Origin of the sequence: Pseudomonas sp. CFBP 13711, assembly GCF_014842265.1 — a bacterium.
Classification (GTDB): Bacteria; Pseudomonadota; Gammaproteobacteria; order Pseudomonadales; family Pseudomonadaceae; genus Aquipseudomonas.
Genome location: NZ_JACYVI010000005.1, coordinates 211,877 through 224,116 on the forward strand (window position 1 = coordinate 211,877; position 12,240 = coordinate 224,116).

Here is a 12,240-nt window from a genome sequence, read left to right on the forward strand (position 1 = left end):
GCTTAGACTTGAGTCGGGTTTGTTTTCCTGGGGCAAGTCCACCAATTCGGGAGAAAGTTTCATGAAGCTAGTCACTGCCATCATCAAGCCGTTCAAGCTGGACGACGTACGCGAGTCGCTGTCCGAAATCGGCGTGCAGGGCATCACGGTCACTGAAGTCAAAGGCTTCGGACGTCAGAAAGGCCACACCGAGCTGTATCGCGGTGCGGAGTATGTAGTCGACTTCCTCCCCAAGGTGAAGATCGATGTTGCGATCGACGACAAGGATCTGGACCGCGTTATCGAAGCGATAACCAAAGCGGCCAACACCGGCAAGATCGGTGACGGCAAGATCTTCGTGGTCAATCTGGAACAGGCCATCCGCATCCGTACCGGCGAAACCGATACCGACGCAATCTAAGCCGCCAAACCCCAACGCCCCAGGAGAAAACAATATGACTCTGCGTCAATTCGCAGGGCTAGGAGCCCTGTTGTCCCTCGTAACCCCTGGCTTGGCCATGGCGGCAGACGAAGTGGCAGCCCCCGTACTCAATTCCGGCGACACCGCCTGGATGCTGACCTCCACCGCGCTGGTGCTGTTCATGACCATCCCCGGTCTGGCGCTGTTCTACGGCGGCATGGTCCGCTCGAAAAACATTCTTTCCGTGATGATGCAGTGCTTCGCCATTACCGGCCTGATCAGCATCCTGTGGGTCGTCTACGGCTACAGCATGGCGTTCGACACCACCGGGATGGAAGTCAACGTCGTCAACTTCAACTCCTTCGTCGGCGGTCTTTCGAAGGCGTTCCTGGCAGGCATCACCCCTGCGAGCATCACAGGCCCTGCAGCGCTGTTCCCGGAAGCCGTCTTCGTGACCTTCCAGATGACCTTCGCCATCATCACCCCGGCCCTGATCGTCGGCGCTTTCGCGGAACGCATGAAGTTCTCCGCGATGCTGATCTTCATGGCGATCTGGTTCACCCTGGTTTATGCGCCGATTGCGCACATGGTCTGGAGCGGCGTCGGTGGTCTGTTGTGGGACTGGGGCGTTCTCGACTTCGCGGGCGGCACCGTTGTTCACATCAACGCCGGTGTGGCTGGCCTGGTAGCGTGCCTGGTACTCGGCAAGCGTAAAGGTTTCCCGACCACTCCAATGGCTCCGCACAACCTGGGTTACACCCTGGTCGGCGCGGCCATGCTCTGGGTGGGCTGGTTCGGTTTCAACGCAGGTTCCGCGGCTGCGGCCAACGGCACTGCCGGTATGGCCATGCTGGTAACTCAGATCGCCACCGCTGCTGCAGCGCTGGGCTGGATGTTCGCCGAATGGCTGACCCACGGTAAACCAAGCGCTCTGGGCATCGCTTCGGGTGTGGTTGCCGGTCTGGTTGCCGTCACTCCGGCCGCCGGTACTGTCGGCCCAATGGGCGGCCTGATCATCGGTCTGGCGGCAGGCGTGGTCTGCTTCTTCTGCGCCACCAGCCTGAAACGCAAAATGGGCTACGACGACTCCCTGGATGCCTTCGGCGTTCACGGTATCGGCGGTATCCTCGGCGCGATCCTGACCGGCGTGTTTGCAGCCCCTTCGCTGGGCGGCTTCGGCACCGTGACCGACATCGCGGCACAAGTCTGGATTCAATGCAAAGGCGTCGGCTTCACGGTCATCTACACCGCGATCGTGACCTTCATCATCCTCAAGGTGCTCGACATGGTCATGGGCCTGCGTGTCACCGAGGAAGAAGAAGCGGTCGGCCTGGATCTGGCGCAACACAACGAACGTGGCTACAACTTGTAATCCACGCGTGAAAAAATGCCCGGGTCTCCGGGCATTTTTTTGTCTGAGGTTTGTCGATAGGGATGTCCGCACAGCGGGTGGGCGTTCCCGGCAGGAACATCCGCTGCAATGTTCGGCCTAACCTGACGATTCTCGATGCTTTAGAGGGCATAAATGCCCTTGTTCAGCGCTCCTGAAAATCGTCGCTCATTACGCACTTTGTTTTTTTTTCCAGCGCGTTAGAATGCGCGCCGAAGGGCGGAGAACGGTATGTGGCAACAGACCTTGGTCACGCTGCGGGCAAGGCCTCGTGGTTTCCATCTGGTGACTGACGAGATCGTCGCGGGCCTTCGCGAATTACGCGAATGCCGCATCGGCCTGCTGCATGTCTGGTTGCAACACACCTCGGCCTCGTTGACCGTCAACGAGAACGCCGACCCTGCGGTACGTCGCGATTTCGAGCGTTTCTTCAACCGTCTGGTGCCTCAGGGGCGCGACGGCTACGAGCATGACGACGAAGGGCCCGATGATCTGCCGGCGCACTTCAAAGCCAGTCTGCTTGGCTGCCAGCTTACATTGCCGGTTACAAATGGACGGCTGGCGTTGGGCACATGGCAAGGTATTTATCTGGGCGAGCACCGCGATGCAGGCGGTGCCCGTAAAGTCCTCGTCACGCTTCAGGGTGAGGGGGACGACCGCTGAACGTATGCGGTAGTTGAATTTTTTCCGGCTGTCCAAGAAATCAAGCCCGGCTGGGCTATAACTAATCTGCTTTCGCAAGTCATGAGGTAGAACATGAGCGACGACGACATCGAAGAAGGTCTGGAAGACGATCTGGAAGAAGGGGAGGACGGTGAGGGGCTTGCAGCGGCGTCCGATGAAGATGTAGTGGAAGTCGACGACAGCGCTGAAGTCTCTGCGACTCCAGCCAAAGGCAAGGCCAAGGCCGCCGTCTCGGTTGACGAGTTGCCGAGCGTGGAAGCCAAGAACAAGGAGCGTGATGCTCTGGCTCGCGCGATGGAAGAATTCCTCGCTCGTGGTGGCAAGGTCGTGGAAGTGGAGGCCAACGTGGTCGCCGATCCGCCCAAGAAGCCTGACAACAAGTACGGCAGCCGTCCCATCTAAGGGATCTGCTGCGCGCTTGATGAAAAACCCGCTGTCGCTGCGGGTTTTTTATTGCCTGCGATTTGAGTTGCAGACGCAAAGGCCGGCGTTCACGCAGCGGGAAGCGCAGATCAAGCCCAGCGCGCCAGCACCTCGGGCAATTGCGTCAGGCTGTTGATTACGGCATCCGGCGCTTTTTCAGCCTCCCAGACCTTGCCGCCGGGGTTGTACCAGATCGCCCGCAGGCCGGCTTGTTGGGCGCCGGCGATGTCGTCACCCGGGTGATCGCCGACATGCACGGCCTGACTGGCATCTGCATTGCCGCGTTTCAGCGCCTCGACGAAGGGCGCAGGGTCCGGTTTGCCAATGCCCAGGTCCTCGGCGCATAGCGCGAAGGCGAAATAATCGGCCAGGCCCAGACGGCGGATGTCGGCATTGCCGTTGGTCACGACACCCAGCGTGTAAGACTTGGTCAGGATCTCAAGCGTCGGCACCACTTCAGGGAAGATGTCCAGCTGGTGCCGCCCCTGAAGGAACACTTCAAAGCTCTGGTCCGCCAGCTCATGGGCTTCGGCGTGACCATACCCCGCATCCTCCAGCGCATGAAACAGCACCTTGCGGCGCAGCGCACTGATCCGGTGCTTGAACGTCGGATCCGCTTCGATGAGTCGCGAGCGGATTTCCCACAGATGCTCGACCGGGACCGGCCCGAGTTTTGGCGCTTTGGCAGCCAGCCACTCGCGCAGCTTGGCTTCAGCGCTGACAATCGCTGGTGCGGTTTCCCACAGCGTGTCGTCCAGGTCGAAGGTGATCAGCTTAATGCTCATTGTCGGCGTTACCTTTGCGCTTGGCCCGTGGATGGGCACTGTCGTACACCGTGGCCAGATGCTGGAAATCCAGATGGGTGTAGATCTGAGTGGTGGCGATGTCGGCGTGACCCAGCAGTTCCTGCACGGCGCGCAGGTCCTGGGACGACTCCAGCAAGTGACTGGCGAATGAATGGCGAAGCATGTGCGGGTGCAGGTTCTGGCCCAACTCACGTTCGCCGGCAGCCTTGACCCGCAGCTGGATCGAGCGCGGCCCGAGGCGGCGGCCTTGCTGGCTGACAAACACGGCATCGTCCTGGGGATTGGCCAGCGCTCGTTGCTTGAGCCATTCCTCCAGCGCTTCCCGTGCCTTTCTGCCAACCGGTAAAACACGGCTTTTGCTGCCTTTGCCGAGGACCTGCACAAGACCGTCCGCCAGATCCAGGTCTTCGCAGTTCAGCCCGGTCAGTTCGGACAGGCGCAGGCCTGACGAGTAGAACAGTTCGAGAATCGCCTGATCACGCCGGGCCAGAAAATCGTCCTCGACGCCGCCTTCAAGCAGTTGCAGGGCGCGGTCGGCATCCAGGGTTTTGGGCAAGCGACGCTCGCCCTTGGGCGGTGACAGGCCATTGGCCGGATCGTGATCGCAAAGGTCTTCGCGGTTGAGGTAGTGATAAAAGCCGCGCACGGCTGACAGCAGTCTGGCCAGGCTGCGCGAGGATTGACCCTGCTGGTGAAGGCGAGCGACAAGGCTGCGCATGGCCTGAATATCCAGCGCTTTCCAGCTGTCGATGTGCTGCTTTTCGCAGAAAGCCAGGACCTTGTTCAGGTCGCGACGATAGGCTTCAAGCGTATGGCTCGACACCTGGCGCTCACTGCGCAGGTGCGTGCAGTAGGCGTCCAGTTGCCGCTCCATGACTAGCGAACCGAACGCAGCGAGTTGGTGAAGCGTGGCAGCAGGCGGCTGAGCACGTCGGCGATGTAACTGAGAAACAGCGTCCCGACCGAGCTTTTGTAATGCTGCGGATCACGGCTGCCGATGGCCAGAACGCCGTGCAGGCCCTGGTGGCTGAGGGCAGCCAGGGCGGTTGAGCCCACTTCCTTGCTTTGCTCGCTGCCGAACAGGAACTCGAGCTCATGCTCACGCAGCGCGCCACACAGGGTCTTGCCGCCGGACATCAGCCCGCCGATGGCTTTCTGCGCGTCCGCGGCGCTCACCCAGCGGCCGACGGTCATCGGGTTGTCGCTGAACAGGATAAGGCTGACGAAGGGCACCTGAAATTCCTGGCGCAAGCTGTCTTCCACGCAGATGACGATCTCTTCCAGACTGGTCGCGTCCATCAGATCGAGAATCAGCCGGCGGGTTTTTTCGAACAGCCGGTCATTGTCCCGGGCCACGTCCATCAGTTGCGAGAGCCGGTGACGCATCTCGATGTTGCGCTCGCGCAGCAGCTTGAGCTGGCGCTCGACCAGCGAGACGGTGTCGCCCCGTTGGTGCGGGACGCGCATCATCGCCAGCAGCTCGTCGTGCTCGGCGAAGAAATCAGGGTGTTGTTGCAGCCAGGCCGCGACTGCCTCGGCTTCAAGGGCAGGCACTGCGGTCTCGGCGGGGGGCTGGCCGGGCGTGTCGTTTGAAGTCTGAGGCTGGTCGGTCATTGGATACTCTCACTCATAGACGTACTTGGCCTTCGTAAACCCGGACAGCCGGGCCAGTCATCACCACTGAATGGCCGGGGCCGGCCCACTCGATGGATAGGCGTCCGCCCGGCAGGTCGATCAGCATCGGCGAATCCATCCAGCCCTGAGTAATGGCTGCCACCGCTGCCGCGCAGGCACCGGTGCCACAGGCCTGGGTTTCCCCGGCGCCACGCTCCCACACCCGCAGTTGCGCGCGCTGACGGTCGACGACATGGAGAAAGCCCACGTTCACCCGGGCCGGAAAACGCGGATGGTTTTCAATCTTCGGCCCAAGCACATGCACGGGCGCATTGTTGATGTCGTAGACGCGCAGCACGGCATGGGGGTTGCCCATGGACACGGCGGCAAGCTCGACAGACTCGCCATCGACATCGAGCGAATAACTGGCGGCCTGTTCCGGTGCGTCGAACGGGATGTCCGCCGGCACCAGACGCGGCGCGCCCATATCAACGCTGATCTGGCCGTCGTTGCGGATGTCCAGCTCGATGATGCCGCCCTTGGTCTCGACGCGGATCTGCTTCTTGGCCGTCAGCCGCTTGTCCAGCACGAAACGGGCGAAGCAGCGCGCGCCATTGCCGCACTGCTCGACCTCGGAGCCGTCGGAATTGAAAATCCGGTAGCGAAAATCCACGTCCGGATTGTTCGGCGCCTCCACCAGCAGCAGCTGATCGAAACCGATACCCGTGTGGCGATCGCCCCATTGCTTGGCGTGCTTGGGCAAAATGTGGGCGTGTTGGCTCACAAGGTCCAGCACCATGAAGTCATTGCCCAGGCCATGCATCTTGGTAAAACGCAGCAGCATGGGATTACTCCGGCAGCAGGCTTTCGCCGGCAAACAGCTCAGTCACGGTTTCACGGCGACGCACTTCGAAGGCTTGCTCGCCATCCACAAGCACCTCGGCCGTACGTCCGCGGGTGTTGTAGTTGGAGCTCATCACGAAGCCATAGGCGCCCGCCGAATGCACCGCCAGCAGATCGCCCTCAGCCAGCGCGAGTTCACGCTCCTTGGCCAGGAAATCCCCGGTTTCGCAAATCGGGCCGACGATGTCGTAGGTGCGTTTGGCGCCGTCGCGGGATTTGACGGCCGTCACGTCCATCCACGCCTGATACAGGGCTGGACGAATCAGGTCGTTCATGGCGGCGTCGACGATGGCGAAGTCTTTGTGCTCGGTGTGCTTGAGGTACTCAACGCGGGTCAGCAGCACGCCGGCATTGGCGACGATGAAGCGGCCGGGCTCGAACATCAGCGCCAGATCGCGGCCATCGAGGCGTTCACGCACGGCCTTGATGTAGTCGCCCGCGAGGGGCGGCTCTTCGTCGCGATAACGCACGCCCAGACCGCCGCCCAGATCGATATGTTTCAGCAGAATGCCGCAATCGCCCAGTCGGTCGACCAGATCGAGCAGGCGATCCAGCGCATCCACGAAAGGCGAAAGGGTGGTCAGTTGAGAGCCGATGTGGCAGTCGACGCCGATGACGTCGAGATTCGGCAGCTGCGCGGCGCGGATGTAAACGTCTTCGGCGTCCGCGATGGCGATGCCAAATTTGTTTTCCTTGAGGCCGGTGGAGATATAAGGGTGGGTGCCGGCGTCGACATCCGGGTTGACGCGCAACGAAACCGGAGCACGCACGCCCATTTCGGCGGCGACGACTTGCAGTCGTTCAAGCTCGTCGGTGGACTCGACGTTGAAGCAATGCACGCCGACTTCCAGCGCTCGGCGCATGTCATCGCGGGTCTTGCCGACGCCGGAGAAAACGATTTTGTCAGCCTGACCGCCTGCCGCCAGCACGCGCTCCAGCTCGCCACGGGACACGATGTCGAAACCGGCGCCCAAACGCGCCAGGACATTGAGAACGCCCAGGTTCGAGTTGGCTTTGACCGCAAAGCAGACCAGATGCGGCATGCCGCTCAAGGCGTCGGCGTAGGCGCGGTACTGCGCCTCGATGTGCGCGCGGGAATAGACGTATGTCGGCGTGCCGAAGCGTTCGGCGATGGCAGACAACGCCACTCCTTCCGCGAACAGCTCGCCGTCGCGGTAGTTGAAGGCGTCCATGACTGATTCCTAGTAGGTCGAAGTCTGATGCTTGTGCGAGTGCGATTTGGTCTGGCTGGTGCCGTCGGCGGACGAATCGTCGTCGGGCAGATACAGTGGACCTTTCTGACCGCAGGCAGAGACCAGACACGCAACTGCAAGCAGCGCGGCCAGGGAGGAAATCAGGCGCTTCATGGCGAAATCCTTTGTATAAGCATTAATTGCGCCCGAGTATACCGACCACCTGACAGATTGCCTATGCGCTGGAGTTCCCGTCCGGCGGGGGTTTGACGCCGCTGCGCAATTAGACTGCGCAGCACGTGCGGATTTCTGACGCGGTCTGTGGTGCAGGGTGATGCTCGATGCCGTCCCGACCAAAGCCGGTCCCACATTTGCACTTGGGCGGGTAGGCTTTGCATTTGCCGTGGAGCGACCGTATCGTGCGTCGCTGCGCCGTCCGCTGACACTTTTGAGGTTCATGCAATGAGTTTGACCGAAGCCCGTTTTCACGATCTGGTCGATGCCACCCAGGAAAAGCTCCAGGATATCTTCGACGAGAGCGGTCTGGATCTGGACCTTGAGGAGTCGGCCGGTGTGCTGACCGTGAAATTCGAAAACGGCTCGCAGTTCATTTTCAGCCGTCAGGAGCCTTTGCGTCAGCTGTGGCTGGCGGCTGCGTCGGGTGGTTTTCACTTTGATTACGACGAAGAAGCGAAGCACTGGATCTGCGACAAAAGCGAAGAGCTGTTGAGCGAGATGCTCTATCGTCTGGCGAAGGAGCAGGCCGGCGAAGAAATCGACTTCGACGCCCTCGACGGCAGCGATGGCAACCGCCAGTGACCGTTAGCGAAACCCCGGTCAAACCGCCAAAGCCGCTGTTCAGCAACGTCAGCACGGCTGTGCCGTCGCCCTGCATCAGCATTTGCCGGCTCGACGAAGACAAAGTCTGCACGGGCTGCCAGCGCCACGTCGAAGACATCCGCGAGTGGCGGGCGGCGACCGATGAGCGCCGACGGGAGATTGTGCGGCAGGCAGATTTGCGTCGCAGTGCGACTTCCGATCACGTGTAGGTCACGCCTCGTCCATCGCGGCATTCAGTGACTGTTCCAGCTGGGCTTTGTAGCGCAGGAACAGAATAGTCTGCCCGCGCGTGTCCCCCAGTATCCCGGACAGGTCCAGGTCGGTGATGTAGCAGCGATAACGTTGCGTCTCGCGGCGCTGGTCGAGGATCCGCCGCGCCACGACGCTGAACAGCTGATCGCCAAACTCCAGCTCGGAAAACTCCATCCCGTCGCAATACAGCGTCACGCTGACCTGGCCAGGGGATGCTTCCTCGATAATCGCCTGCACGTCAAAAAACGATTTGTCGATGAGCATGGCCGGGCTCGGCCGATGCTCAACGCGGCGGGCCCGTCCTGATCCGTCGGGGGTTATGCGGTAATACAAAGCCTCCAGCGACGTTGATTCCAACGGGTTATCCAGCGGCAGCAACGTCACGCGCCGGTACGTCAACGATTGAAAAAAGCGCTGCAGCGGAACCAGCAGGCTGGGCTCACTGTGATAAGGAACCTGCTGATGCCATAACGCATTGCGCTCATCGAGCACGTACAGATCGGCATTGGGTTCGTTGATCCGGTAAAACACCTGAATGCATTCGGGCTGACCATACGGGATGAACAGCGACAGGTCAGAGTCGTCCAATGCCTGCGGGTCCAAATGAAGCGGGCTGTAGGCGGAAAGCTCTTCTCCGAGATAGCTGAAGAGCGCCGGCACGTGTTCGAGCGTGACGTGGCTGACCTGGCCGGGGATCATTTCCAGAACGTGGTAACGCTGCTCGACCTGAATGAGATAGCGATGATTCAGGCGCCGGTCCAGCAGCAGTTGCGCAGTGCCGATGAGCTCCTCCACGCGCTGAGCGATGGCCTGCGCACGGTTGTGGCAAAAACAGCGCACGCGGATGACCGGCCTGGCGGGCTTTTCCGGCAGGCCGTTGAGCAATTCTGTCAGGCAGTCCAGCAGCGCATGGGGGCCGTCGAAGCGATTGACCAACACCTCGTTCCAGCTGTTGAGGGTGATCTGGTCGAAGGTCAGCACCAGATTTTCACGTACGCCGGCGTAGCTCAGCGAGTCGGTTCGCTCGGTCGTCATCAGGATGTTCAGGTCTTTATGGTGCCGGAGCGGGTCGACGCCGACGTTGACCAACAGCAGAATCTCGCGGGGCACGCTCGGGCTCAGCAGTACGTCTTCATCGACCATGGCCAGCGGCAGCGCGATGCTCTGCTGCAACGCGCCTTGTAGATTGAACAGTTCAAATTCGGTCAGATCGCTGATGCCAGGGTGGAGCGCCAGGCGCGTGCTGCTGTCGATGACGTTGTTGCGATGGCACCACGTGAGCAGTTCCAGCAACTCGCGGCTGCGCTTGATCGGCGCAAACGTCTCCAGCTCGTGGGCACTCAGGCTGCCGTGGTAGAGGCACCACTGATACCTGCCGGGCTCGCGCTTGTTCGGCAGTTGCGCCAGCGTCAGCGTGTCCTCGGCCAGATCCGGCGCAATGCCCGGGTTGAGAAATTCCACTTTGCCGGCTTTGCGTTCGAAGGCTGCATACAGACGACGCCCGAGCACATTCATGTCGCGCTTGGTGATCGAATTGACCGCTTTTTGCGCGCGAGCGAACTGGGTCAGGAAGCGATAACTGTAGTTGAGCTCGCCGACCAGCGCGCGGCGTTCGCTGGCGACTTGTCGCACTTTCCATTGGCTGCGGCTGTCGAGCAACGCCAGTTGACGCTCGTCCCAGTTCCACTCATTGACCAGCCGCTCCAGCAGCAGCCGTTGCCAGCCGTTACTGCGGTGACGGGTGGAGCCCGTGAGTTTCTTGTTCACCTTCAGGTACAAACTGCGGCGTACCAGTTCCAGTCGCTCGGGTTCACCCCGCGCCAACAGGTATTCCTCGATGCGCCGATACACCATCACGTACGGGTCCAGCTCGTCGAGGTCGGCGCGGTTGGCGAACACGGCTTTCTTGAAGCGCATGCTCAAGCATTGCACATGGGTGTGCTCGCTGGCATAAACCTCGGTCAACAGTAGCTTGAGCACCGATTTGTAAGGCGATTCGATGCCTTTGAACAGCTGCCAGAGCCCGGCGCCGATGAATTCTCCCGGCGGGATGTGCGACATGTTGCCGAGGTCCAGCACCTCGTCGGCGCGAATAAAGCGCTTCGACAGCAGGGTGTGGGTGTATTCGGCGTAGCGCGCTTCTTCATAGACCGGTACCAGCCACCACATCGGGGTGCGCCCGGCGAGCCAGATGGCGGTGCGATAAAACTCGTCGAGCAGCAAATAGTGCTGGGTTGTGCCGCAGTCCTCGCCACTCAGTTGCGCGTCACGTTCGCCGACGACAAAACGCTCAGGATCAACGAGAAAGAAGTGTGCCTCGGCGCCCATGCTGGCTGCCCAGCTTTCGAGGGACTGGCACTTCCTGCGCAACTCGTGGATTTCGTCGGCCGACAGCAGCGGGTCGTGGCAGATCCACACGTCCATGTCGCTCTGGTCGGCCTGGGCGAGGGTGCCAAGGCTGCCCATCAGGAAGATGCCGTGAATCGGCTGTGGCGGATTCAGCCGGCGCGGTTTGTAGGAAAACGACCGTGTCAGGCGTTGCGCTTCAGCGAGGGCCTGGGCGTCTGGCTCGTAATGGGACACGCCAGCGGGGGTCGAGCCCGACACATAGCCTGGCAGCAGCGGATGATTGACGTGGAAAAACAGCGGAAGCAGCGCAAGCACGCTTTGCTGACGGGTCGACAGGCCTTCGTACGCACGCGCCAGGCGACTCTGGCTCAGGGCCAGAAAGCGGCTGCGCAACTGAGCGAGGACCTTGCGATCAATGCCCTCATCCAGATCCGGGCGAATTTCGGAACTACGCGTCATCGCGACTCGAAGCCGGCGGGCGGCACTGCATGAAGTGAGGGTATAGCGATAATAAAGACAGCTGGACGTCAGGCCAGTACGGCTCGATCACGGGTCTTTTTTATGGCGCCATTATTTTATCGGCGCAGCATCGTCGAAATGGAGGATTCGCGAAACCTTTATTTGATGCGTCCAGGCAAAGGTTTCGCGAGGGACGAAATCAGGCAGCTTCCTGGCTGGTAGCAAGAATAATCAGCAGCGATTGAGCGTGGTCAGCGGCATCCAGCCCCAGGCTGGTCAAATAGCCTCCGTCGTGTTGCGTGGTGAGGCCTTTGTCGAAAAGTCGTTGGGCAGCCGCGATGGCCGTGGGGGCCGCAGAGTGGTGGTGGACCTTCAGACCCTCTTTGGTGTTGCTCAGATTGAACAGCGACAGGATTTCCAGTTCGGCAACCAATTCAGGGGTAAACGACATAGGTGCTCCAGACTTTTTCCAGTGGATACACCGCGATCGGAATCGCAGGCGTGACGGCCCCGTCGCCATGCGGCAGCGAGGCTGTTGGAGTGTAGTCAGGTCTGGGGATTTTGCAGGAAGTATCTGGCCGGTCGTCAGGTCAGTTGAGCGACCGGCATGTGTGGCGGGTTTTACTCGTCTCCCGCCAGTCGCACGCCCGGTGGCATGTCGGGCAGTGCACGCAGGGCCGCTTCGTACCAGACGGTATTGAACGGGCGATCTTCGGCCAGGATCCCGTCGATCTCCAGCGCCAGAATGTGGGCCATCATCTGCAGAATCTCTTCGCGCTCAATGCCCACCAGCGTCAGCTTGTTGTAGGTGGCTTTGGCCGCTGGCGGGTTGTCGCTTTCGATCTGATTTTCGATGGCTTCAATCAGCGTGGCTTCGGCAAACTCTTCGTCGTCGTTCTCGATGTTGTCGCTCATGTCGTTCTCGAT

The 12,240-nt window shown here is 60.8% G+C and carries 15 protein-coding genes; 6 read left to right on the forward strand and 9 right to left on the reverse strand.

The features are described from left to right. Window positions 1-61 precede the first annotated feature (61 nt). The 4 genes from glnK to IFT47_RS11930 all read left to right on the forward strand — a co-directional run bounded on the left by glnK (window position 62) and on the right by IFT47_RS11930 (window position 2,876). Window positions 62-400: a P-II family nitrogen regulator gene (glnK, locus tag IFT47_RS11915; protein WP_002555808.1), complete on the forward strand. Its 339-nt coding sequence runs from the start codon at window positions 62-64 to the stop codon at window positions 398-400. Between the two features lie 34 nt (window positions 401-434). Next, a complete protein-coding gene (locus IFT47_RS11920) occupies window positions 435-1,772 on the forward strand; it encodes an ammonium transporter (RefSeq protein WP_192171411.1) in 1,338 nt (445 codons plus the stop codon). A 249-nt stretch (window positions 1,773-2,021) separates the two neighbouring features. After that, window positions 2,022-2,453 carry a secondary thiamine-phosphate synthase enzyme YjbQ gene (locus tag IFT47_RS11925; protein ID WP_192171410.1) on the forward strand — a complete coding sequence of 144 codons (432 nt, stop codon included), beginning with the start codon at window positions 2,022-2,024 and terminating at the stop codon, window positions 2,451-2,453. 93 nt (window positions 2,454-2,546) lie between these two features. Continuing rightward, window positions 2,547-2,876 (forward strand): hypothetical protein, encoded by a 330-nt coding sequence (locus IFT47_RS11930; RefSeq protein ID WP_192171409.1) that lies wholly within the window; start codon window positions 2,547-2,549, stop codon window positions 2,874-2,876. 110 nt (window positions 2,877-2,986) lie between these two features. Here IFT47_RS11930 and IFT47_RS11935 read toward each other — a convergent pair whose 3' ends face one another. The 6 genes from IFT47_RS11935 to lptM are packed head-to-tail and all read right to left on the reverse strand — an operon-like array spanning window position 2,987 to window position 7,587. Further along, window positions 2,987-3,682: an HAD family hydrolase gene (locus tag IFT47_RS11935; protein ID WP_192171408.1), complete on the reverse strand. Its 696-nt coding sequence runs from the start codon at window positions 3,680-3,682 to the stop codon at window positions 2,987-2,989. Continuing rightward, window positions 3,672-4,577 carry a tyrosine recombinase XerC gene (xerC, locus tag IFT47_RS11940; protein WP_192171407.1) on the reverse strand — a complete coding sequence of 302 codons (906 nt, stop codon included), beginning with the start codon at window positions 4,575-4,577 and terminating at the stop codon, window positions 3,672-3,674. Before xerC ends, IFT47_RS11935 begins: the two co-directional genes overlap by 11 nt. 2 nt (window positions 4,578-4,579) lie before the next feature. Next, window positions 4,580-5,317: a DUF484 family protein gene (locus IFT47_RS11945; RefSeq protein WP_192171406.1), complete on the reverse strand. Its 738-nt coding sequence runs from the start codon at window positions 5,315-5,317 to the stop codon at window positions 4,580-4,582. A gap of 13 nt (window positions 5,318-5,330) precedes the next feature. Next, window positions 5,331-6,161: a diaminopimelate epimerase gene (dapF, locus tag IFT47_RS11950; protein WP_192171405.1), complete on the reverse strand. Its 831-nt coding sequence runs from the start codon at window positions 6,159-6,161 to the stop codon at window positions 5,331-5,333. A gap of 4 nt (window positions 6,162-6,165) precedes the next feature. Next, complete coding sequence (lysA, locus tag IFT47_RS11955; RefSeq protein WP_192171404.1) at window positions 6,166-7,413, reverse strand: diaminopimelate decarboxylase; 1,248 nt, start codon at window positions 7,411-7,413, stop codon at window positions 6,166-6,168. A 9-nt stretch (window positions 7,414-7,422) separates the two neighbouring features. Further along, a complete protein-coding gene (lptM, locus tag IFT47_RS11960) occupies window positions 7,423-7,587 on the reverse strand; it encodes an LPS translocon maturation chaperone LptM (protein WP_192171403.1) in 165 nt (54 codons plus the stop codon). 288 nt (window positions 7,588-7,875) lie between these two features. On the opposite strand from lptM, the gene cyaY reads away from it, so the two are divergent. Beyond that, a complete protein-coding gene (cyaY, locus tag IFT47_RS11965) occupies window positions 7,876-8,232 on the forward strand; it encodes an iron donor protein CyaY (protein ID WP_192171402.1) in 357 nt (118 codons plus the stop codon). Then, window positions 8,229-8,462 (forward strand): DUF1289 domain-containing protein, encoded by a 234-nt coding sequence (locus IFT47_RS27620; protein WP_192171401.1) that lies wholly within the window; start codon window positions 8,229-8,231, stop codon window positions 8,460-8,462. Before cyaY ends, IFT47_RS27620 begins: the two co-directional genes overlap by 4 nt. A gap of 1 nt (window position 8,463) precedes the next feature. Here IFT47_RS27620 and IFT47_RS11975 read toward each other — a convergent pair whose 3' ends face one another. The 3 genes from IFT47_RS11975 to IFT47_RS11985 form a co-directional block, all read right to left on the reverse strand. Beyond that, entirely contained in the window at window positions 8,464-11,313 is a 2,850-nt protein-coding gene (locus tag IFT47_RS11975; RefSeq protein WP_192171400.1) for a class I adenylate cyclase, read from the reverse strand. 199 nt (window positions 11,314-11,512) lie between these two features. Further along, window positions 11,513-11,764, reverse strand: a complete 252-nt coding sequence (locus IFT47_RS11980; RefSeq protein ID WP_074892677.1) for a TIGR02647 family protein — start codon at window positions 11,762-11,764, stop codon at window positions 11,513-11,515. A gap of 170 nt (window positions 11,765-11,934) precedes the next feature. Continuing rightward, window positions 11,935-12,228: a hypothetical protein gene (locus IFT47_RS11985; RefSeq protein ID WP_192171399.1), complete on the reverse strand. Its 294-nt coding sequence runs from the start codon at window positions 12,226-12,228 to the stop codon at window positions 11,935-11,937. Window positions 12,229-12,240: the final 12 nt, after the last annotated feature.